The organism is Phenylobacterium sp., from assembly GCF_036677185.1.
Classification (GTDB): Bacteria; Pseudomonadota; Alphaproteobacteria; order Caulobacterales; family Caulobacteraceae; genus Phenylobacterium.
The window spans coordinates 19793-39340 of sequence record NZ_JAKFEN010000023.1; the positions used below are offsets into that span (position 1 = coordinate 19793).

21 protein-coding genes are annotated in these 19548 nt (G+C 69.0%); 9 read left to right on the forward strand and 12 right to left on the reverse strand.

The window, feature by feature from the left end:
- The first annotated feature begins 30 nt into the window (after positions 1–30).
- Positions 31–1146 carry an Mrp/NBP35 family ATP-binding protein gene (locus V6M51_RS14930; RefSeq protein ID WP_332768397.1) on the forward strand — a complete coding sequence of 372 codons (1116 nt, stop codon included), beginning with the start codon at positions 31–33 and terminating at the stop codon, positions 1144–1146.
- 16 nt (positions 1147–1162) lie between these two features.
- A complete protein-coding gene (locus tag V6M51_RS14935) occupies positions 1163–1558 on the forward strand; it encodes a putative quinol monooxygenase (RefSeq protein ID WP_332768399.1) in 396 nt (131 codons plus the stop codon).
- A gap of 10 nt (positions 1559–1568) precedes the next feature.
- Here V6M51_RS14935 and V6M51_RS14940 read toward each other — a convergent pair whose 3' ends face one another.
- From V6M51_RS14940 to V6M51_RS14965, 6 genes are all read right to left on the reverse strand, one after another.
- Complete coding sequence (locus V6M51_RS14940; RefSeq protein ID WP_332768401.1) at positions 1569–2984, reverse strand: MFS transporter; 1416 nt, start codon at positions 2982–2984, stop codon at positions 1569–1571.
- Positions 2985–3112: 128 nt separating this feature from the next.
- On the reverse strand, positions 3113–4540 hold the full coding sequence (locus V6M51_RS14945; RefSeq protein WP_332768403.1) for an MFS transporter: 1428 nt from the start codon (positions 4538–4540) through the stop codon (positions 3113–3115).
- Between the two features lie 157 nt (positions 4541–4697).
- Positions 4698–5603: an SDR family NAD(P)-dependent oxidoreductase gene (locus V6M51_RS14950; RefSeq protein WP_305676518.1), complete on the reverse strand. Its 906-nt coding sequence runs from the start codon at positions 5601–5603 to the stop codon at positions 4698–4700.
- A 219-nt stretch (positions 5604–5822) separates the two neighbouring features.
- On the reverse strand, positions 5823–6788 hold the full coding sequence (locus V6M51_RS14955) for an HlyD family secretion protein (protein WP_332768405.1): 966 nt from the start codon (positions 6786–6788) through the stop codon (positions 5823–5825).
- Between the two features lie 4 nt (positions 6789–6792).
- On the reverse strand, positions 6793–7542 hold the full coding sequence (locus tag V6M51_RS14960) for an ABC transporter ATP-binding protein (protein WP_332768406.1): 750 nt from the start codon (positions 7540–7542) through the stop codon (positions 6793–6795).
- Entirely contained in the window at positions 7539–8681 is a 1143-nt protein-coding gene (locus tag V6M51_RS14965) for an ABC transporter permease (protein WP_332768407.1), read from the reverse strand. Before V6M51_RS14965 ends, V6M51_RS14960 begins: the two co-directional genes overlap by 4 nt.
- A 165-nt stretch (positions 8682–8846) precedes the next feature.
- On the opposite strand from V6M51_RS14965, the gene V6M51_RS14970 reads away from it, so the two are divergent.
- Together V6M51_RS14970 and V6M51_RS14975 are read left to right on the forward strand one after the other, a co-directional pair.
- Positions 8847–10946: a S46 family peptidase gene (locus V6M51_RS14970; protein ID WP_332768409.1), complete on the forward strand. Its 2100-nt coding sequence runs from the start codon at positions 8847–8849 to the stop codon at positions 10944–10946.
- A 157-nt stretch (positions 10947–11103) separates the two neighbouring features.
- Positions 11104–11445, forward strand: coding sequence for a DUF6665 family protein (locus V6M51_RS14975; protein WP_332768411.1), 342 nt, complete (start codon positions 11104–11106; stop codon positions 11443–11445).
- On the opposite strand, the gene V6M51_RS14980 is transcribed toward V6M51_RS14975, so the two are convergent.
- Positions 11442–11921 carry a MarR family winged helix-turn-helix transcriptional regulator gene (locus V6M51_RS14980; protein ID WP_332768412.1) on the reverse strand — a complete coding sequence of 160 codons (480 nt, stop codon included), beginning with the start codon at positions 11919–11921 and terminating at the stop codon, positions 11442–11444. The two genes, V6M51_RS14975 and V6M51_RS14980, sit on opposite strands and share 4 nt — an antisense overlap.
- Positions 11918–12337, reverse strand: a complete 420-nt coding sequence (locus V6M51_RS14985; protein ID WP_332768413.1) for an organic hydroperoxide resistance protein — start codon at positions 12335–12337, stop codon at positions 11918–11920. Before V6M51_RS14985 ends, V6M51_RS14980 begins: the two co-directional genes overlap by 4 nt.
- Before the next feature lie 150 nt (positions 12338–12487).
- Between V6M51_RS14985 and V6M51_RS14990 the strand changes: the two genes are divergently transcribed.
- Positions 12488–13765 carry a NupC/NupG family nucleoside CNT transporter gene (locus tag V6M51_RS14990; RefSeq protein ID WP_332768414.1) on the forward strand — a complete coding sequence of 426 codons (1278 nt, stop codon included), beginning with the start codon at positions 12488–12490 and terminating at the stop codon, positions 13763–13765.
- Position 13766: 1 nt separating this feature from the next.
- The gene (locus V6M51_RS14995) at positions 13767–14282 is read left to right on the forward strand and encodes a molybdopterin-dependent oxidoreductase (RefSeq protein WP_332768416.1); all 516 of its coding nucleotides are present in this window, start codon (positions 13767–13769) and stop codon (positions 14280–14282) included.
- Here V6M51_RS14995 and V6M51_RS15000 read toward each other — a convergent pair.
- The 4 genes from V6M51_RS15000 to V6M51_RS15015 are packed head-to-tail and all read right to left on the reverse strand — an operon-like array spanning position 14279 to position 16433.
- On the reverse strand, positions 14279–15277 hold the full coding sequence (locus V6M51_RS15000) for an LLM class flavin-dependent oxidoreductase (protein ID WP_332768418.1): 999 nt from the start codon (positions 15275–15277) through the stop codon (positions 14279–14281). The genes V6M51_RS14995 and V6M51_RS15000 overlap by 4 nt on opposite strands.
- A 2-nt stretch (positions 15278–15279) precedes the next feature.
- Positions 15280–15522, reverse strand: coding sequence for a hypothetical protein (locus tag V6M51_RS15005; RefSeq protein WP_332768420.1), 243 nt, complete (start codon positions 15520–15522; stop codon positions 15280–15282).
- Positions 15519–15971, reverse strand: a complete 453-nt coding sequence (locus V6M51_RS15010) for a GNAT family N-acetyltransferase (protein WP_332768422.1) — start codon at positions 15969–15971, stop codon at positions 15519–15521. Before V6M51_RS15010 ends, V6M51_RS15005 begins: the two co-directional genes overlap by 4 nt.
- A 3-nt stretch (positions 15972–15974) precedes the next feature.
- Positions 15975–16433, reverse strand: coding sequence for a PaaI family thioesterase (locus V6M51_RS15015; protein ID WP_332768423.1), 459 nt, complete (start codon positions 16431–16433; stop codon positions 15975–15977).
- A gap of 101 nt (positions 16434–16534) precedes the next feature.
- Between V6M51_RS15015 and pcaF the strand changes: the two genes are divergently transcribed.
- The 3 genes from pcaF to V6M51_RS15030 are packed head-to-tail and all read left to right on the forward strand — an operon-like array spanning position 16535 to position 19548.
- Entirely contained in the window at positions 16535–17743 is a 1209-nt protein-coding gene (pcaF, locus tag V6M51_RS15020) for a 3-oxoadipyl-CoA thiolase (protein WP_332768425.1), read from the forward strand.
- Positions 17740–18387 (forward strand): hypothetical protein, encoded by a 648-nt coding sequence (locus tag V6M51_RS15025; protein ID WP_332768427.1) that lies wholly within the window; start codon positions 17740–17742, stop codon positions 18385–18387. The genes pcaF and V6M51_RS15025 overlap by 4 nt, the downstream gene beginning before the upstream one ends.
- Positions 18388–18399: 12 nt before the next feature.
- Complete coding sequence (locus V6M51_RS15030) at positions 18400–19548, forward strand: acyl-CoA dehydrogenase family protein (RefSeq protein WP_332768429.1); 1149 nt, start codon at positions 18400–18402, stop codon at positions 19546–19548.

The window sequence follows — 19548 nt, forward strand, 5'->3', positions numbered from 1 at the left end:
AACGCAGGTTAAAGCAAGCCAAAGGGCGATATGAAGCCGCAAGCTCCGGAACGTGGCGCCGTGCTGGCCGCACTCGATCGGATCACCGATCCGAAGTCCGGCAAGGGCTTGGCGGCGGCAGGCCTGGTGCGGGGACTGTCCATCGGCCCCGACCGCGCGGGTTTCATGCTGGAGGTGCCGCTCTCCCAGACGGCGCTCTACGCCCCGGTGCGCGACGCCGCCCAGGCCGCGCTATCGGCCGTACCCGGCGTGCTGAAGGCCCAGGTGGTGCTGACCGCCGAGGCAGAGGCGCCGGCCCCGCCCGCCGCCGGCGTCACCCGGGTGCGCAAGGGCGCTCGGCTCTCCAGCGATCCGCAGGCCGCACCCGGTCCGCCCGTCGACGCCGCGCGTCCCGACCATGTCCGCCGGGTGATCGCCGTGGCCAGCGGCAAGGGCGGGGTGGGAAAATCGACCATCGCGGTCAACCTGGCGGCGGCCTTCGTCGCCCGGGGGCTGCGCGTGGGCCTGCTGGACGCTGACGTCTATGGCCCCTCGGCCCCGCGCATGCTGGGGATCGACGGCGAGCCCGCCTTCATGGACGGCAAGCTGCAGCCGCTGGAGGCCTGGGGCATGAAGGTGATGTCGATCGGCTTCCTGGTGGACGAGGGGGCGCCGATGATCTGGCGCGGGCCGATGGCGTCCTCGGCGGTGCGCCAGATGATGCACGACGTGGCCTGGGGCTCGGAGGCAGAGCCGCTGGACGTGCTGGTGGTCGACCTACCGCCGGGCACCGGCGACATCCAGCTGACCATGATCCAGAAGCTGAAGACCGACGGCGTGGTGATCGTCTCCACGCCGCAGGAGATCGCCCTTATCGACGCGCGCCGCGCCGTGGCCATGTTCCAGAAGACGGCCACCCCGATCCTGGGCGTGATCGAGAACATGGCCTGGTTCGCCGACCCGGCCGGGGGCGCGCCGATCCCGATCTTCGGGGCGGGCGGAGCGCGGGCGGAGGCGGGCCGGCTGGGCGTGCCGCTGCTGGCGGAGATCCCCCTGGAGATCGCCCTGCGCCAGGCCTGCGACGACGGCAGGCCCCTGGTGGCGACGGCGCCCGACAGCGCCGCGGCCCAGGCCTTCCTGGCGGCGGCCAAGGCGCTGTCTGCCTAGGCGGGATTCAACCCATATGACGCAAGACATGACCCCCAACCGCCGCGACATCGTGACCCTGACGGGCGCGGCCATCGCGCTGGCGGCCGCCCCGTTCCCGCTCGCGGCAAAGGAAACCACGCCCATGTACGGACTGATCGGCCAGATGATGGCCACGCCGGGCGACCGCGACGCCCTGGTCGCGATCCTCGCGGAGGGCACGGACGCCATGCCGGGTTGCCACAGCTACGTTGTCGCCACCGATGGCGAGAACCCCGACGCGATCTGGATCACCGAAGTCTGGGACGGCAAGGAGAGCCATGCCGCCTCGCTGAAGCTGCCCGCCGTCCAGGCCGCCATCGCCAAGGCGCGTCCGATCATCGCCGGCTTCGGCCACCGCTTCGAGACCACGCCGGTGGCCGGGGTGCGCTGATCGTCGGGGCCTAGCCGCCGCCCGCCGGGGTGACGGTCGCGGGCCTGTTGCTCACGCTCTCGATGATCGCCGCCTCGTCATAGAGGGCGTCGCGTTCGTCGAGCTGGCGGCGGATTTCGCCGTGCCGTTTGGCGTCGAGCTTCCAGCCGATGAATGCCGCGCCGCCGAAGAAGACGAAGATCACCGGGGCGAAGACGTAGCAGATCTCCAGGCCGCGGATGGCCGCCGGCGTGTTCACCGCGCCCTCGGCGGCGTTGTAGCCGACCACGTCGAGGACGGTGAAGCTGATGCCGACGGTGATCGCCGTGCCGATCTTCTGGGTCGTGGTGACCAGGGCGTAGAGCAGGCCGACCCGCTCCTTGCCGGTCTCCAGACGCACCTCGTCGGCCACGTCGGCGACCATGGCCCGCACGATGAGGATGAAGGAGGCCGAGACGAAGCCCACCGACATCATGCCCGGGATGGCCAGCGCCATGGTGGCCGGCGGGATCAGCATGAGGGCCGACTGGGTGACGGCGTAGGCCAGGGTCGCGGTGATCAGGGCCCGGTGCTTGCCGATCTTCTGCGCCAGCCAGCCCCAGAAGGCCGAGCCGAGCAGGCCCGCGGCGATGAAGAACACCAGCAGGACGCCGGTCTGCTGCGCGCTGTAGCCGCGCGCGTCGTGGAAGAAGAACAGGTAGAGCGCCGCGGTGGTGCCGGGGCCGAGCGCCATGAACAGGTCGGCGAAGATCAGCCGCGCCATCTCCGGCCGCTTCACCAGCGCCCAGTAGTCGGCCAGGGTCACCCGGTCCCTGGCGGTCTCGGGATTGACCCGCTCCGGCGTGATCAGCGTGCAGAGCGCCAGGGTGACCGGGAGGGCGAAGATGCAGAACCAGCCCATGGCGTGGACCCCGCCCGCGCCGGCCGCCTTGGGACCCATGGCCAGCGGCAGCAGCAGGATGAGGATGGCGCCGATCACGCCCACGGCCTGGATCACCCCATAGACCCGCGAGCGGTCGTGGTAGTCGGTGGCGAGAGAGGCGGCCCAGGCGGCCTGGGACAGGGTCAGGATCGAGATGCCGATATAGAGCACCAGCAGCCAGCCGATCAGGTAGAACTCGGTGATCCCCGGCTGCGCCATGAACAGCATGTAGACCGCCAGCATGACGATGGGGGCGCCGAGGATGAGCCAGGGTCGGTAGCGTCCGAGCCGCGAGCGCGTACGGTCCATGGCCATGCCGAGCAACGGATCGAGGGCCATGTCCAGCAGCCGCACGATCGTGAAGGCGCCGCCGACCGCGGCCAGGGACAGGCCGATCTGGCCGGCGAAGAAGCGGGGCAGGTAGACCCCCATCACCAGGCCGATGGCGGCGATCGGGAGGGCGGTCGAGGCGAAAGCCATGACCACGGGCAGGGACAGCCGGCGGCTGTCGGCGGAAGTCGCCATGAACGCCTCAAATGGTTCGCCCGAGAAAAATGGTCCGGGCCGGAGAGAAAAAGTGTCGGGCGGCGACGCCGCGCCGAGTCGTCAAATAACGATCCCAGGTTTCCCCAGGACCGCGGAAAAGGAAATAGTCAGGTTCGTCCGGCGGGAGTCACCGTGGCGGCCTCGGCGGTCACGCTCTCGATGATCGGCGCCTCGTCATAGAGGGCGTCGCGTTCGTCGAGCTGGCGGCGGATGTCGGCGTGACGCACGGCGCCCAGCTTGTAGCCGATCATGCAGGCGCCTCCCAGCATGACGAAGACCACCGGGCCGATCAGGTAGGCGAGTTCCAGATTGTGGACCGCCGCGGGGGTGTTCTCCACGCCCTCCTTGGCGATGTAGCCCACCTTGTCGAGCACGAAGAAGGTCAGGCCGATGGAGAAGGCGCCGGCGATCTTGGTGGTCATGACGGTCATGGCGTAGAGCAGGCCCGCGCGCTCCTTGCCCTGTTCCAGCCGAACCTCGTCGGCCACGTCGGCGGTCATGGCCCGGGTCAGGACGTTGAAGCCCGCGGCGAAGAAGCCGGCCACGAACATCGGGATCACGCCGATGGCCATGTTGCCCTGCGGGATGGCCATCAGGGAGACCAGGGTCAGCGAGTAGCCGGTGGTGGCGACCATGGTCGCGCGGTGCTTGGAGACCATGGTGGCCAGCCGGCCCATCAGCGGCGCGCCGACGAAGCCCGCCAGGATGTAGACGGCCAGCAGGATGCTGGCCTGGCCTGTGGTGAAGCCGCGGCTGTCGGTGAAGAAGAACAGATAGAGGGCGCTCATCCAGCCGGGACCGAGCGACAGGCAGAGGTCGGCCAGCAGGATTCGGGCGAAGGACGGCCGCATGATCAGGGCGCCGTAGTCGCGCAGGCGGAATGCGTGGCCCTCGACCTCCGGGGCGATCTTCTCGGGCGTGCGCCAGACCACCAGGGCCGCGGCGATGGGGGTCAGCAGGAAGATGAACCAGCCCATGGTCGCCACGTTGCCGGCGTCCGAGGCTCCGATCGCTTCGTTGATGATCGGGATGGCGAGGACGGAGGCGGCGCCCAGGACGCCGATCCCGGTCATGATCCCGAACAGGCGGGAGCGGTCGTTGTAGTGCGGCGCGAGCGTCGCGGCCCAGGCCACGTGGGACAGGGTCAGGATCGAGTTGCCCAGGTACATGACCAGCAACCAGAAGATCAGGTAGCCGCGGCCGACCCCATCCGGCGGCATGAACAGCAGGAAGATGCCGCCCATCAGGACGGGCGCGCCCAGGATCGTCCAGACCCGGTAGCGGCCCCAGGCCGTGCGCGTCTTGTCCATCGTCCAGCCGAGCAGGCCGTCGATGGGGATGTCGATCATGCGCACGATGAAGAAGGCGGCCCCGACCAGGGCCAGGTCGACGCCGAGATGGCTGGCGTAGTGGCGGGGCAGATAGACCGAGACCGCGATGGCCACGGCGGAAATGGGCAGGCTGGTGGCCGCGAAGGCCAGGGCGGTGGACAGGGGCAGCCGACCGGTTCGACCCGCCGAAGAGGCCTTAGACAATATCGCTGCTCCCGTAATGCGTCGCCTCTGGCGGGCGTCCAATGCCGCTAGGTTACGCGCGATTAGTTGGGAGCCCGCAAGTGAATTTCGTGAAACAAAACGGGCGGCGGCCTCCTTCGAAGCCGCCGCCCGCCGAAAGCACAATCTGGAGCCGGACTTAGCCGCCCTGCATCTTGCGGAAGAACTTGCCGCTCTGCTCGCCGCCGTTGACATAGGCCTGCTGGCCGGTCGGGTCGGAGATCTTGGCCCAGTTGTCGCGGACCTCTTCCACCGACAGGCCGCCCTCGCCGAGATAGACGCCCTCGGTCTCGTAGAGGCGGGTCATGGCGAAGGCGCCGGCGCCGGCGGTCAGGATGGCGCCGGTGGGCGCTTCCTCGGAGGCCAGGTAGACCACGCCGGGGGTGACGTATTCCGGCTTCAGCTTTTCCAGCACCGCGGGGGGCATCAGGTTCTCGGTCATCCGGGTCGCGGCCACCGGGCTGATGGCGTTGATGTGGATGTTGTTCTTCTGGCCCTCGAGCTTGATGGTGTTCATGAAGCCGATGATGCCGAGCTTGGCCGCGCCGTAGTTGGCCTGGCCGAAGTTGCCGTACATGCCGCTGGACGAGGTGGTCACCACGATGCGGCCGTAGTTCTGCTCGCGCATGATCTCCCAGACGGCCTTGGTGGGCTTCACGGTGCCCATCAGGTGGACGTTGAGCACCAGCTCGAAGTCGGCCATCTCCATCTTGGCGAACGACTTGTCGCGCAGGATGCCGGCGTTGGCGATCAGGATGTCGATGCGGCCCCAGGCGTCCATGGCCTGCTTGACCATCAGGGCGACGCCGGCGTCGTCGGTGACCGAGGAGCCGTTGGAGATGGCTTCGCCGCCGAAGGCCTTGATCTCGGCGACCACCGCGTCGGCCGCGGCCGAGGAGCCGCCCGAACCGTCCATCGAGCCGCCCAGGTCGTTCACGACGACCTTGGCGCCGCGCCGCGCCAATTCCAGGGCGTGCTGCCGGCCGAGACCGCCGCCCGCGCCCGTGACGATCGCCACCTTGCCGTCAAAGCGGATGTCCGCCATCGAAGTCTCCCGTCCGAACAGGGGTTTGAAAATCGGCCCGGGTTGTGCGGCGCGGCGAGAGGGACGTCAACAGACCTTTTCCCTCCTCTTTATGGGGAGGGACGGCGGCGGAGCCGCCAGGGTGGGGAAGTCCGGCAATCTTCGGGAGAGCTTCAGAAAGCCCCACCCTCGACCGCTACGCGGCCTGCCCTCCCCATGAAGAGGAGGGAAAAGGACGACCTACCGCGCTGCCAGGGTCGTCGCGCCCGGGCGCATGAACTTCACCAGCACGCGTTGGCCGATCAAGAAGGGCGCCGAGTCGGCGCTGACCACCACCTCGACCACGCGGTCGTCGGTACGTTCGCTGGGGTCGTCGGACTGCAGCTTGCGGGCGCCGAAGACGGCGGCGCGGCGCATCACCTTGCCGGTGAAGACCTTCTTGGGGTCGGACTCCGGCGAGATCTCCACGGCCTGGCCGATGGCCACGTGGCTGAGCGAACTCTCGGCGATCTCCGCGCGGACGATGCGCGGGGCCGAGGGCTCCAGATCGAACATGTTGGAGACGTTCAGCGTCGAGGCGCCGGCGCCGGGATTGGCGTAGCGCCGCGCGATGCGGCCGTCGGCCGGGGCGCGGATGATGGTCAGTTCCTGGTTGTAGCGGGCCTCTTCCAGCGAGGCCTGGGCGGTGAGGACGGCGGCGCGCTGGGCCTCGAGATTGGCCTGGGCCTCGCGGATCTTGTCGGCGGCCTGGTCCATGCGCTGGCCGGCCACGAAGTTGGTGGAGACCAGGCCCTGCAGGCGCGCGTGCTCGCGCTGGGCGGTGGTGAGCTGGACGTTGAGCATGGAGATCTGGGCTTGGGCCTGGTGGACCGCCGCCGCGGCGTGGGCGGCGGCCAGGCGCGGCTCGTCGTCTTCCTGGCGGGCGAGAATCTGGCCCTTCACGACGCGGTCGCCTTCCTGGACGAGGACCTCGCGCACGATGCCGGCGCGGCGGGCGGCGACCTGGATGATGCCGCCTTCCACGTCGGCCTTGCCGTTGGCGATGGCCACATAGGGGCTCTTGGGCGCCTTGGCCGCGGCGGCCTTGGCGGCTTCTTCCTTCTTGGCCTTGGCCTGGCTGGAATAGACGAAACCGCCGCCGCCCAGCACCGCCGCGAGGACGAAGACGATCAACTTGATGCGATGGGACTTGAGGAAGGCGAACATGGTCTCAGGCTCCGATGAGCTCGGGTTGACGGTCGGGGGTCTGGGCGGACGCATGGTCGGTGCGCCGGTCGTCCAGGATCAGGCCGTCCTCGATGTGGATGATGCGGTCGGCATAGGCTTCCAGCCGCGGGTCGTGGGTCACGCAGATCACCGCCGCGCCGTGCTGCTTGGCCGCGCGCTGCAGGAGCTTGATGACGATCTGGCCGTTCTCGCCGTCGAGCGCGCTGGTGGGCTCGTCGGCGAACAGCAGGCGCGGCTCCTTGGCGAGCGCCCGGGCGATGGCCACCCGCTGCTTCTCGCCGCCGGAAAGCTCAGCCGGGCGCTGGTTGAGGCGCGCGCCCAGGCCCACCTCGGTGAGCGCCACGGCGGCGCGGTCGCGGGCCTCCTCGGGGGAGAAGCCCTTGTACTTGAGGATCGTCGTCACCTGCTGCAGGGCCGAGAGCGCCCCGAACAGGTTGAAGCCCTGGAAGATGAAGCCGCAGTGGTCGAGGCGGAACTTGTCGATCTTGCCGGGGCGCAGGGACCAGAGGTCCTCGCCCATGGCGGTCACCTTGCCGGCGTCGGGCTTCAGCAGGCCGGAGAGGGCGGCGACCAGGGTCGACTTGCCAGACCCCGAGGGGCCCATGACCATGGTCATCTCGCCGTGGCGGGCCTCGAAGTCGACCGACTTCAGCACCTCGATATGGGTCCGGCCGGTCTTGAAGCGCTTGACCAGGCCGGTCCCCTGGATGGCGACGGTATGGGGGTCGTTCATCGCAGCAGGTCCGCGGGTTGGCTCTTTTTCAGGATGCCCAGGGCCATCAGGCCGGAGGCGAGCGAGATGATCATCAGTAGGACTCCGACGCCGATCACCCAGGGGACCGGGAAGCCCATGGGCAGGCCGCCGTTCTTGGCCAGCAGGGCGACCAGGAAGGTGAAGAGGCCGGTGGCCGCCAGGCCGACGCAGCCGACCCAGAACGACAGCTCCAGCACGATCAGCCGCAGCGACCCCATGGAGACGCCCAGCGCCCTCAGGGAGGCGAACTCCTTGATATTGGCCAGGATCGCGCCGCGCAGGGTCTGGGAGGTGATGCCCACTCCGATCAGGAAGCCCAGGAACACCGAGAAGCCGATGAAGATGCCGATGATCTGTTCCTTCATCAGCGCGCCCTCATTGGCTTCGGCGAGCTCGGCGCGGGTCCAGGCGCGATAGGCGCCCTTGGCGTCGGCGTTGAGCTGGTCGCGGACCAGTTCGGCCTGGGCGGGGTTCTTGACCCGGACCATCAGCGGCCCGGTCTTCTCGCCCTTCTCCATCATGCCCAGGCGACGAAGGGTGTCGCGGGAGACCACCACCGAGGCCTGGTTGATGTCGGGATAGCCGTCCAGCAGCGCGCGCACCCATACCGTCTTGCCGTTCAGGGAGGCGGAGTCGCCCAGTTTCACGCCCAGGCGGCCCAGCGCCGAGCGGTCGATGGCGATGGCGTTGGGCTCCATCAGCGCGACCCGCACGCTCTCGGGGTAGTCGACGGGCAGGGTGAGCGCGCCCACCTCGGTGTCGACCATGTTCACCTGCACGAAGGTGGTGATCTGCTTCTGCTTGCCGGTGGGCTGGTTGATCCAGCGGCCGCCGCCGCCGTCGAAGCTGGCGACTTCCGCCACCTGCGGGTGCAGGTAGAGCTGGGGGCCGATGCGGCGCGGCAGGCTGGAGGGTCCCGAGTTGATCAGGCTCTCGGACTTGGCCGGCATGATCATCAGGTCGGCGCGCGAGCGGTCGATGGTGGCCGTCGCGGCTTGCACGATGCCGGTGAACATCCCCACCTGGGCCAGGATTAGCAGGCCCGAAAAAGCGAGCGCGATCACGGCGGCCAGATAGCGGCGCCATTCGTAGATCAAGGTGGCCAGAGCCAGCGACATGGGTCCCTCCCAGGGACCTCAGGGTGTGACGTCGCGTAGGGGGCGAACCAAGTTAAATCACGGTAAGGCGGGCGTCCGGAGGCTGGTCACAGGTCGCCGCCATTGTTACACAGCCCGCCCAATCCCAGGCCCCGTCAGGGCCCGCGTCACTCAGGTGCGATACGAATGACCCTACCTAAATTCGGTGTAATCACCGGTGGTCTGCGCGCAACCACCGGCCTGCTGGCCTGTGTCGGCCTTCTCGCCGCCACGTCGCCCGCGCTCGCCGACGAGGGCATGTGGACGTTCGACAACTTCCCCACCGCCAAGGTCAACGCCGCCTACGGCCTGAAGCTCGACCAGAAGTGGTTGGACCGGGTGCAGGCGGCCTCCGTGCGGCTCACCTCCGGCTGCTCGGCCTCGGTGGTCTCCAAGTCGGGCCTGGTGCTCACCAACCACCACTGCGTGGTCGAGTGCGTGCAGGACCTGTCCTCGGAGAAGACCGACTTCGTGAAGGCGGGCTTCGCCGCGGTGAACCAGGCCGAGGAGCGCAAGTGCCCCGGCATGCAGGCCGAGATCCTGACCTCGATCACTGACCTGACCAAGGACATCAGGGCCGCGACCGCCGGAAAGACCGGCCAGGACTTCGTCAAGGCGCGCGACGCCGCCATGGCGGCGGCCGAACAGACCGGGTGCGGGACCGACCCGCTGCTCCGCTGCCAGGTGGTCAGCCTGTACCGGGGCGGCCAGTTCAAGCTCTACAAGTTCCGCAAGTACGCCGACGTCCGCCTGGTCTTCGCGCCGGAGTTCGCCACGGCCTTCTTCGGCGGCGACCCCGACAATTTCAACTTCCCCCGCTACAACCTCGATATCGGCTTCCTGCGGCTCTACCAGGACAACAAGCCGGTGGTGACGCCCCAGCACCTGACCTGGGCGACCCGCGCGCCGAAGGAAGGCGAGCCGACCTTCGTCTCCGGAAATCCCGGCTCCACCGACCGCCTGCAGACCGTGGCCCAGCTCGAGACCTTGCGCGACCTGACGATCCCCGTCGGCCAGCTGCAGCGTTCCGAGATCCGCGGCCGGCTGGCCCGCTTCTCCGAGGAGGGGCCTGAGCACAAGCGCATCGCCACCGATCCGCTGTTCGGGGTCGAGAACTCGTTCAAGGTGTTCTTCGGCCGCCAGTTCGTGCTGAACGACAAGAGCTTCATGGACGCCAAGCGCGCCCAGGAGGCCGAGCTGAAGTCCAAGGTCGCCGCCGACGCGGCGCTCTCGGCCGACATCGGCGACCCCTGGGGCGAGATCGCCAAGGCCCAGGAGGCCTATGCGAACAACTACCTGCGCTATCGCCAGATTGAGGCCGGGGCGACCTATTCCAACCTCTACGACTACGCCGAGACCCTGGTCCGCGCCGCCCAGGAGCGCAGCAAGCCGGCGGCCGAGCGGTTGGCTGAATACGCCGATGTCCGCCTGCCCCTGATCGAGAAGCAGCTCCTGGACCACAAGCCGATCGATGCGGAACTGGAGGAGGTCTATCTCGGCTTCTGGCTGTCGAAGACCCGCGAGTATCTGACCACCGACGACGCGGCGGTGAAGGCGGTGCTGGGCAAGGAAAGCCCCGAGGGTCTGGCGGCCCGCGCCGTGAAGGGGTCCAAGCTCGCTGATCCGGCCGTACGCAAGGCCCTGTGGGACGGCGGCCTGGCGGCGATCGAGGCCTCCGACGATCCGATCATCCAGCTGTTCCTGCGCAACGATCCGGCCGCGCGCGCCGTGCGCAAGGTCTGGGAGACCGACGTCGCCGGCCCCGTTGACCGCGCCGCCGAGCGCATCGCCCGGGCCAAGTTCGCCGTCTATGGCGACGCGGTCTATCCCGACGCCACCTTCACCCTGCGGCTCTCCTACGGGAAGGTCGCCGGCTGGACCTATCGCGGGACCACCATCCCGGCCACGACCAACTTCGCCGGTCTCTACGAGCGGGCCACAGGCGCCGAGCCCTTCGAACTCGCGCCGCGCTGGATCGAGGCCAAGGACAAGGTCAATCCGGACACGGTCTACAACTTCGTCACCACCAACGACATCATCGGCGGCAATTCCGGCTCGCCGGTGGTGAGCGCCAGGGGCGAGGTGCTGGGCGCGGCCTTCGACGGCAACATCCACTCGCTGGGCGGCGCCTATGGCTATGACGGGACCATCAACCGCACGGTGGTCGTGGCCACCGCCGCGGCCACCGAGGCCCTGGCCAAGGTCTATGGCGCGACCAACCTGGTGAAGGAACTGACCGGGAAATAGCCCTGGATGTCATCCCGGAAGGCGCGCAGCGGCTGTCTGGGACCCATAGACATCGCTCGCGCAGGATGCGGAGAGGCCTCGCCAACTGGAGGCTTCCCGCGCGTATGGGTCCCGGACAAGCCGCATTCGCGGCTTTCCGGGATGACAGCGAGTGGAGGTGGCCGCCATATTGGGCGGCATGTCGAACCTCCGCCTCCCGCTGGGCCACCGGTTCTCGTTCGAGACCGGCGCCGACGCCATCGAAGCCGAGATCATGGCCGAGAAGGGCGCGTCCCTCGGTCGCGCCGGCCAGCGGGTCGAAAACACCCTCGCCGAGCTGAAGGCCTTCGACGCCAATGACGGCGCGGCGGGTGATCGAGCGGCCCTGGTGAAGGCCGCGGCCACGGCGGTCTGGTACTATTTCATCCAGCGCGAAGCCTGCGGCATCCGCGACCAGAAGCCGGCCATCGCCCACTACGGCATTCCGCGCGAGGTGCTGATGCGGCTGGGCGCGCGCTAACGCAGCTTGCGCGCCAGGTCCTGCAGGGTGGCGCGCAGGCCGACGATCTCGTCGAGCGGCAGGTGCAGCTGGCAGGCCAGGGCGGCCGGCACCTCGGCGGCGCGGTCGCGCAGCGCATGACCAGCTTCCGTCAATTCGATCTGCACCCGGCGTTCGTCCACCGAATCGCGCCGGCGGACGACGAAGCCGGCGGTCTCCAGGCGCTTCAGCAGCGGGGTCAGGGTCCCTGAGTCCAGGTCCAGGGCTTGGCCGAGTTCCTTGACCGTGCGCGGCGCGCGCTCCCAAAGCGCCATCATCACCAGGTACTGCGGATAGGTCAGGCCCAAGGGCTCCAGCAGGGGCCGGTAGGCGCGGGTGACCAGCCCGCTCGCCGCGTAGAGGGCGAAGCAGAGCTGGTTGTCGAGGCGCAGGGCCTCGCCGGCCGCCCCGCGGGCGGCCGGTCCGGTCTTGGGGGTCTGGGTCGCGCTCTTAGTCATTCCGCCCGAACGGTTATCGCAACATCGACATTGCCGCGAATGGCGTTGGAATAGGGACAGACCTGGTGGGCCGCGTCCACCAGGGCCTCGGCGGCGGCCTGGTCGAGGCCTTGGGTCTCGGCGTCGAGCGCCACGGCCAGTTTGAAGCCGCCCTCGGCGCGGGGATGCAGCTCCACCTGGGCGGTGACCGCCGCGCCTTTCAGCGGGATCTTCTGCTGGCCGGCGAGGAAGCGCACGGCGTTCTCGAAACAGGCCGCGTAGCCGGCGGCGAACAGTTGCTCCGGATTGGTGGCGCCGCCGCGGCCGCCCATCTCCTTGGGCAGGGCGAGATCGACGCTGAGCAGGCCGTCCAGGGTTTCGACATGACCGGCGCGGCCGCCGACGGCCCGGGCTTGGGTGGCGTAGAGAGCTGACATTTGATTGTCTCCAATTAAATTGTACACAATCAAATAAACTGATCCGGCCATACGTCAAGGGCGCGGTTCCGCATGCGCTTGCTTAGGCGTAGGCCTCCGTAGTCAATAGGGGCGTATTAGGCCTGCGAATCCGCAGGCCGGGGGCCATCTATGTTCCGTCCTGAAAACGCTCAGAGCCTCGCTGGCCTGGCCTTTATCCTGGTCGTCTGCTGGGCGATGTCGGAGAACCGCAGGACCTTCCCGTGGAAGCTGGCGGCGGGAGCCATCTTCGTCCAGATCGTGCTCATCCTGCTGCTGTTCGGCCTGCCGGGGTCGCAGGCGGTGATCCAGACGATCAACAACGGGGTCGATGGCCTGGGCGCGGCCACAGCCCAGGGCACCCGCTTCGTGTTCGGCTACATGGGCGGCGGCGACCAGCCCTATCAGGTGACCAATAGCGGGGCCCTCTTCACCTTCGCCTTCCAGGTCCTGCCGCTGATCCTGGTGATCTCGGCGCTCTCGGCCCTGCTGTGGCACTGGCACGTGCTGAAGTGGGTGATCCGGATTTTCGGCATTCTGTTCCAGCGCACCATGGGCCTGGGCGGCGCCTCGGCGCTCGCGGTGGCGGCCAACATCTTCCTGGGCATGATCGAGAGCCCGATCGTCATCCGCGCCTATCTGGACCGGCTGACCCGCTCGGAGCTGTTCCTGATGATGGTGGTGGGCCTGGCCACGGTCGCCGGCTCGACCATGGTGGCCTATGCGACCATCCTCAAGGCCAGCCTGCCCAATGCGGCCGCGCACGTGCTGGTCGCCTCGATCATCTCCGCCCCGGCCGGGGTGCTGCTGGCGCGGATCGTGGTGCCGGAGAAGCAGGGCCTGGGCGGCGCCTATGCCGATTACACCTCGCTGCTGAAATACGACTCCGCCATCGACGCCATCAGCAAGGGCACCATGGACGGGCTGTCGGTGGTGCTGAACATCTCCGCCATCCTGATCGTCTTCGTGGCCCTGGTGGCCATCGGCAATGGACTGCTCTCGGTCTTCCCGCCGGTCTATGGCGAGCCCCTGACCATCGAACGGGTGCTGGGCGTGTTCTTCGCGCCGCTGGCCTGGGCCATGGGCGTCCACTGGGACGAGGCGCTCAAGGCGGGCTACCTGCTGGGCGTCAAGCTGATGCTCACCGAGTTCATCGCCTTCATCCAACTGGGCGCCGTCCCGGCCGGCGAGATGAGCGAGCGCACGCGGATGATCATGACCTATGCGCTCTGCGGCTTCGCCAATGTGGGGTCGGTGGGGATCACCGTCTCGGGCATCGGGGTCCTGATGCCGGAGCGGCGCAACGAGATCATCGGCATGGTGTGGAAGGCGCTGGTCGCCGGCTTCCTGGCCACCTGCATGACCGCCGCCCTGGTCGGCGCCATGCCGCACGAACTGTTCGGGCGCTAGGATGATCAGGATCCTCGCCCTCGTCGCGACCCTGGCCCTGGCCTTTCCCGCCGCCGCCCAGGAGCTGACCGTCGTCGGCCTCGACGGCAAGGCCAAGGTGCTGAAGGCCGCCGACTTCGCGGGGTTCCCGCGCGCCGAAGTGGCCGTGCCGCAGGACAAGGGATCCAAGACCTATGAAGGCCCGATCCTGGCCTACGTCCTGCGCGCCGGCGGCCTGCCGGTCGGGCCGCGGCTGCATGGCGACCCCCTGCGCGCCTTCGTGATCGTCACCGGCGCCGACGGTTTCCAGGCGGTGTTCTCGCTGGCCGAGCTGGACAAGGACTACCACGACGGGACGGTGGTGCTGGGCGACAAGGTCGACGGCCAGGCCCTGCCTGCCAAGGAGGGGCCCTGGCGGCTGGCGGTCTCCGGCGACAAGAAGCGCTGGCGCAGCGTCTTCGGCGTGACCCGCATCGAGGCGCGGCTGTCCGACGCGCCGGCGGCGAAGCCCGCGCCAGCCATGGACCACGCTCACTAGTCGGGTTTGATCAATTCCAGCGACCGGATCCGGGTCTCGAGCGTCGGGCCGACCGCCATGACGAAGAGTTCGTCGGCGCCGGTGCTCTTAGCCTTCGCCGCCAGGCCGGCGCGCACGGTCTCGGCGTCGCCCACGATCCCGCGGGCCATGACGCCCCCCAGCCGTGAGTCGCCCGCGTGTTCGGCCAAGAAGGCCTGGGCCTCGGGGATGGAGCGGAAGCGGCGGGGTTGGTTGAACAGGGTGGCGAGGTTGGAGGCGCGCATGGGCGCGGCCAGGCGCTGGGCTTCCTCGTTGGTCTCGGCGGCGAGCGCGATCGTGGCGATCCCGGCCCAGGGCGCCTGGCGGAACACCGAGGGCTCGAAGGCCGCCCGGTAAGCCTCCACCGAGGGCGTCCCGTCGGTCCGGGCGATGAACTCGGCGAACACCATGCCCACCCCCGCGCGGCCGGCGAAGTCGGCGCTGTCGGGCGAGGAGGTCAGCATGAAGAGGTCGGGATGGCTCGGCCCCGAAGGGTTGGCGTGGATGTCGTGGGCGGGGTGAGCCTCGGTGATCGGCTCGCGGCCGGAGGCGTCCAGCAGCCAGGCGTTCAGCAGGGCGAAATACTGCGGGAAGGCCTCCGAGCCCGCCGAACGCAACGCCCCGCCGGTGCGGCCGTCCGTGCCGAGCGCCCGGCCGACGCCGAGGTCGATGCGGCCAGGGGCGAGCGCCTCCAGCTCCATGAACACCTCGGCGACCTTCAGCGGCGAGTAATTTACCAACATGACGCCGCCCGACCCCAGGCGGATGGTCCGGGTCACCTGGGTCAGGGCGGCGATCAGGATCTCCGGGGCGGGGGACGAGAGCGTGCCGATATTGTGGTGCTCGGCGACCCAGAACCGGTGATAGCCGAGCCGCTCGGCGGCCTTGGCCACCTCTATGGTGTCGCGGACCGCCTGGGCCTGGGCCCCGTCCCCGCTGACGGGCGAGAGGTCGAGGACGGAAAGCGTGAAGCTCACGCCTAGTCCTTCAGGGCCCGGCGGACCATGCGCACGCCATAGGACGCCAGCAAGCCGGCGAACAGGCCGAAGACGACTTCGCTCGCCAGGGTCCCGACCTGCTCCGGCCGCATGGCCTTGCCGCCCGAGAGCACGACGAACAGCAGCAGGTCCATGGCCAGGAACAGGAAGACCGGTCCGGCCAGCAGCACCAGGGCCGCGCCCGGCGCGGCCTTCTTCAGCTTCGCGGCGTCCAGGGGCTTCATGTGGCGGCCTTTCGTTGCGCCCGCCGCTCGCGGGTCAGGATCATGGTCTCGGCGTTGTCGTCTTCCGGATCGGCCATCGCGAAGCCCTCGCGCTCATAGACCTTGATGGCGCGCGCATTGGCGGGCCGGACGTGCAGGTCAACGGCGATCGCCGAGTTGCGTTCGAACAGCCAGTCGATGACCGCCAGCAGCAGCCTGGTTCCGGTCCCGCCGCCCGGCTCCGTCACCGCGATCCGCCGCAGCCGCACCACCGGGTCGAGATAGCGCTGGAAGATCACGAAACCGGTCAGGCCCGCGTCCGTGCGCCAGCCGAGATAGCGGGCGGCCGGGGAGGCCATCTCCTGCCCGTGCTCCTCCGCCGTCCACTGGCCGATGAAGGCCTCGTAGCCGGGCAGGCGTTCGATGCGCATGCACTCGGGGATGTCGGCGGGGGTGAGCTCGACCAGCACGGATCAGGTCCTGATGGTGGTCTTCTTGAGCACGGCGGAGAAGCTCATCACCGGTTCGCCGCCGGCGGTCATCAGGCCGCGGACGAAGACCATGCTGCGACCGGCCTTCACCACCTCGCCCGTGCATTCCACCATCGAGCCCAGGGCCACCGCGCCGACGAACTCGCTGTTGAAGGTGGCCGTCACGCTGCGGCTCTCGGCCAGCGCCTCGCGGGCGATCACGAACAGGCAGTAGTCGGCGAAGGTCATCAGCGCCCCGCCGTGCATGAAGCCGCCGCCGTTCATGTGCCGAGGCTCGGCCCGCACGGCGCAGATCGGGCGGCCGTCTTCGTCCTTGCGGTAGTAGAAGGGGCCGGCGAGATCCTCGAACGGGTCGTTGCCATAGGCGTACCAGCCGGCCCATTCGCCCGTCTCGATGAGCTCGTGCCGCCAGGCCGTGGTCTGCTGTTCGCCGCCGTCCATGAAATTCCTCGCCAAGCCCCCACGCGAGGTTTGCCCGCCGCGTGTTCAAACACTAGTTTGCCGCCAACAATCACAAGCGACCTAGGCGGCGGGGACCCCACATGCAAGGCCGGACTGTCTATCTCTGCGGCGGACTACGCAGCCCCATCGGCCGCTATGCGGGCGCGCTTTCCAAGGTGCGGGCCGACGACTTGGCGGCCCATCCGCTGAAGGCCCTGATGGCCGCCTATCCGAACCTGGACTGGGAGTTGGTCGACGAGGTCATCTACGGAAACGTCAACCAGGCGGGTGAGGACAACCGCAATGTGGCGCGCATGGCCCTGCTGCTGGCCGGCCTGCCGCAGACCACGCCGGGCCTGACCGTGAACCGCCTCTGCGCCTCGGGCCTGGACGCGGTGATCGCCGGGGCCCGGACCATCGCCGCGGGCGAGGCCGACCTGATCATCGCCGGCGGCGTGGAGAGCATGAGCCGAGCGCCCTATGTCATGGCCAAGCCGGACAGCGCCTTCTCCCGCACCCCGGAGATGTATGACACCACCATCGGATGGCGGTTCGTCAATCCGGCGCTCAAGAAGCAGTACGGCGTCGACGCCATGCCGGAGACGGCGGAGAACGTGGCGACGGACTACCAGATCAACCGCGCCGACCAGGACGCCTTCGCCCAGCGCAGCCAGGCCCGCGTCGGCGCGGCCCGCGCGCGCGGCTTCTTCGACGGCGAGATCGCGGCCCTCACGATCAAGGACCGCAAGGGCGACATCGTGGTGAGCCAGGATGAGCATCCCCGTCCCGACACGACCCTGGAGGCGCTCAGCGCGCTGCGGCCGATCGTCCGCGAGGACGGCACGGTGACGGCCGGCAACGCCTCGGGGGTCAACGACGGGGCGGCGGCCCTGCTGCTGGCCTCGGCCGAGATGGTCCAGAAGCTGGGCCTGGAGCCGCTCGCCCGCATTGAGGGCGGCGCCTCGGGCGGCGTCGCGCCGCGGGTCATGGGGGTCGGTCCGGTGCCGGCGGTGGCCAAGCTGGTCGCCCGCCTGGGGATCACCGCCCGCGACTTCGACGTCATCGAGTTGAACGAGGCCTTCGCCGCCCAGGCCCTGGCCTGCACCCGCGCCTGGGGGCTGGACGACGCCGCCGAGCATGTGAATCCCAACGGCGGCGCCATCGCCATCGGCCATCCGCTGGGCGCCTCCGGCGCGCGCCTGGCCCTGACCGCGGCGCGGGCCCTCAAGGAGCGCGGCGGGGAGCGGGCGCTCGCCACCATGTGCGTCGGCGTCGGGCAGGGGTCGGCTCTGGCGCTCGCCAAGGCGTGACCGTGCGCACCGGACTGCTGCTCAGCCTGCTGCTGGCCGGTGCCGCCCGGGCCCAGGAGCCGACGCAGCCGATGACCCTCGACGACTTCCTGAAGCCGGAGCCGAAGGCTGAGGCGCCCGCTGAAACGCCTTCGGCCGAGCCCCCGCCTGCGGAGACCACCCCGCCCGAGAGGCCGAAGCCCAAGACCCTGATCGAGGCCCTGACGGCCGCGGGCTTCGATCCCAAGACCAAGGTCGAGGGCGCAAGCGTGCAGGTCATGCAAGGCCAGCGGGCCCTGTTCCACCTGGACGCCAAGGCCGCTCCGGTGCTCGACGGCATCGATGCGGGCAAACTGGGCGTCGCCCAGCCGGAAGGGCAGGCCGAGACCTATAGGGGCTCCGGGGCGGGCCGCGTCGGCCTGGCGCTCGACGCCTCGCCCGTGAAGAAGCAGTCCTACATGAAGGTCTGGAACGGCCTGGCCCGCCCGGTCACCTTCGAACTCGAGCTGGCGGCGATCCGGAGCGGCCAACTCATGCGCCGCAAGCTGGAGGGCTGCGCCGTCCCCGCCGGCGGCGTGCACAGCCAGTCCTGGCCAGATCCGATCATCGCCGTCACCGTGTCCAAGGTCGCCCTGGCGCCCCGCGACGCGACCCCCTGCAGCTAACGAGAAACACCCATGGCCCTCGACCTCGAAACCCGCGAGCAGCTCATCGATACGGTGCGCCGGTTCGTCACCGAGCGGCTGCGGCCGTTGGAGGCCAAGGTCTCGGAGGATGACGCCATCCCCGACGAGGTGCTGGCCGAGATGCGCGAGCTGGGCCTCTACGGCCTGTCGATCCCCGAGGAGTTCGGCGGCCTGGATCTCTCCATGGAGGACGAATGCCTGGTGGCCGTGGAGCTGGGCCGCACCAGCCCGGCCTTCCGCTCGGCCTTTGGCACCAATGTCGGCATCGGCAGCCAGGGCTTGGTGATGTTCGGCACCGAGGAACAGAAGGCCAAGTACTTGCCCGGCATCGCCTCGGGCGAGATCATCACCTCCTTCGCGCTCACCGAGCCGGAGGCGGGGTCCGACAGCGCCAATGTCCAGACCAAGGCGGTGCGCGACGGGGATCACTATGTCCTGAACGGCGTGAAGCGGTTCATCACCAACGCCAACAAGGCCCACCTGTTCACGGTGATGACCCGGACCGACCCGTCCAAGCCGGGCGCCGGCGGGGTTTCGGCCTTCCTGGTGGAGCGCGACCTGCCGGGCCTGTCGGTGGGCAAGCCCGAGAAGAAGATGGGCCAGCAGGGCGCCCACATCTGCGACGTGAACTTCGACAATGTCCGGGTGCCGGTGGAAAACCGCCTGGGCCGCGAGGGCGAGGGGTTCAAGGTGGCCATGCAGGTCCTGGACCGCGGCCGGCTGCACATCTCGGCGGTCTGTATCGGCGTGGCCGAGCGGCTGATCGCCGACAGTGTCGCCTACGCCACCGAGCGCAAACAGTTCGGCCAGGCCATCTCCAACTTCCAGCTCATCCAGGGGATGATCGCCGACTCAAAGACCGAGAGCCTGGCGGCCAAGGCGCTCACCATGGAGACCGCCCGCAAGCGCGACGCCGGCCAGAGCGTCACCATGGAAGCCGCCGCGGCCAAGTACTTCGCCTCCGAGATGGTGGGCAAGGTCGCCGACCGGGCGGTGCAGATCTTCGGCGGGGCCGGCTATGTCGCCGACCACGGGATCGAGCGGTTCTATCGCGACGTGCGCATCTTCCGCATCTATGAGGGCACCAGCCAGGTGCAGCAGGTGGTCATCGCCCGCGAGACCCTGAAGCGGGGCGGCTGA

Excerpts from the sequence above, each read along its gene's own strand:
- V6M51_RS15005 (WP_332768420.1), bottom strand. The coding sequence starts at position 15,522 with ATGAAGCCCCTGGACGCCGCGAAGCTGAAGAAGGCCGCGCCGGGCGCG.
- V6M51_RS14940 (WP_332768401.1), bottom strand. The coding sequence starts at position 2,984 with ATGGCGACTTCCGCCGACAGCCGCCGGCTGTCCCTGCCCGTGGTCATG.
- V6M51_RS14985 (WP_332768413.1), bottom strand. The coding sequence starts at position 12,337 with ATGTCAGCTCTCTACGCCACCCAAGCCCGGGCCGTCGGCGGCCGCGCC.
- V6M51_RS14965 (WP_332768407.1), bottom strand. The coding sequence starts at position 8,681 with ATGTCGCTGGCTCTGGCCACCTTGATCTACGAATGGCGCCGCTATCTG.
- V6M51_RS14935 (WP_332768399.1), top strand. The coding sequence starts at position 1,163 with ATGACGCAAGACATGACCCCCAACCGCCGCGACATCGTGACCCTGACG.
- V6M51_RS14990 (WP_332768414.1), top strand. The coding sequence starts at position 12,488 with ATGTTCCGTCCTGAAAACGCTCAGAGCCTCGCTGGCCTGGCCTTTATC.
- V6M51_RS14995 (WP_332768416.1), top strand. The coding sequence starts at position 13,767 with ATGATCAGGATCCTCGCCCTCGTCGCGACCCTGGCCCTGGCCTTTCCC.
- V6M51_RS14960 (WP_332768406.1), bottom strand. The coding sequence starts at position 7,542 with ATGAACGACCCCCATACCGTCGCCATCCAGGGGACCGGCCTGGTCAAG.
- V6M51_RS15030 (WP_332768429.1), top strand. The coding sequence starts at position 18,400 with ATGGCCCTCGACCTCGAAACCCGCGAGCAGCTCATCGATACGGTGCGC.
- V6M51_RS14970 (WP_332768409.1), top strand. The coding sequence starts at position 8,847 with ATGACCCTACCTAAATTCGGTGTAATCACCGGTGGTCTGCGCGCAACC.
- pcaF (WP_332768425.1), top strand. The coding sequence starts at position 16,535 with ATGCAAGGCCGGACTGTCTATCTCTGCGGCGGACTACGCAGCCCCATC.
- V6M51_RS14950 (WP_305676518.1), bottom strand. The coding sequence starts at position 5,603 with ATGGCGGACATCCGCTTTGACGGCAAGGTGGCGATCGTCACGGGCGCG.
- V6M51_RS14930 (WP_332768397.1), top strand. The coding sequence starts at position 31 with ATGAAGCCGCAAGCTCCGGAACGTGGCGCCGTGCTGGCCGCACTCGAT.
- V6M51_RS15015 (WP_332768423.1), bottom strand. The coding sequence starts at position 16,433 with ATGGACGGCGGCGAACAGCAGACCACGGCCTGGCGGCACGAGCTCATC.
- V6M51_RS14955 (WP_332768405.1), bottom strand. The coding sequence starts at position 6,788 with ATGTTCGCCTTCCTCAAGTCCCATCGCATCAAGTTGATCGTCTTCGTC.
- V6M51_RS14980 (WP_332768412.1), bottom strand. The coding sequence starts at position 11,921 with ATGACTAAGAGCGCGACCCAGACCCCCAAGACCGGACCGGCCGCCCGC.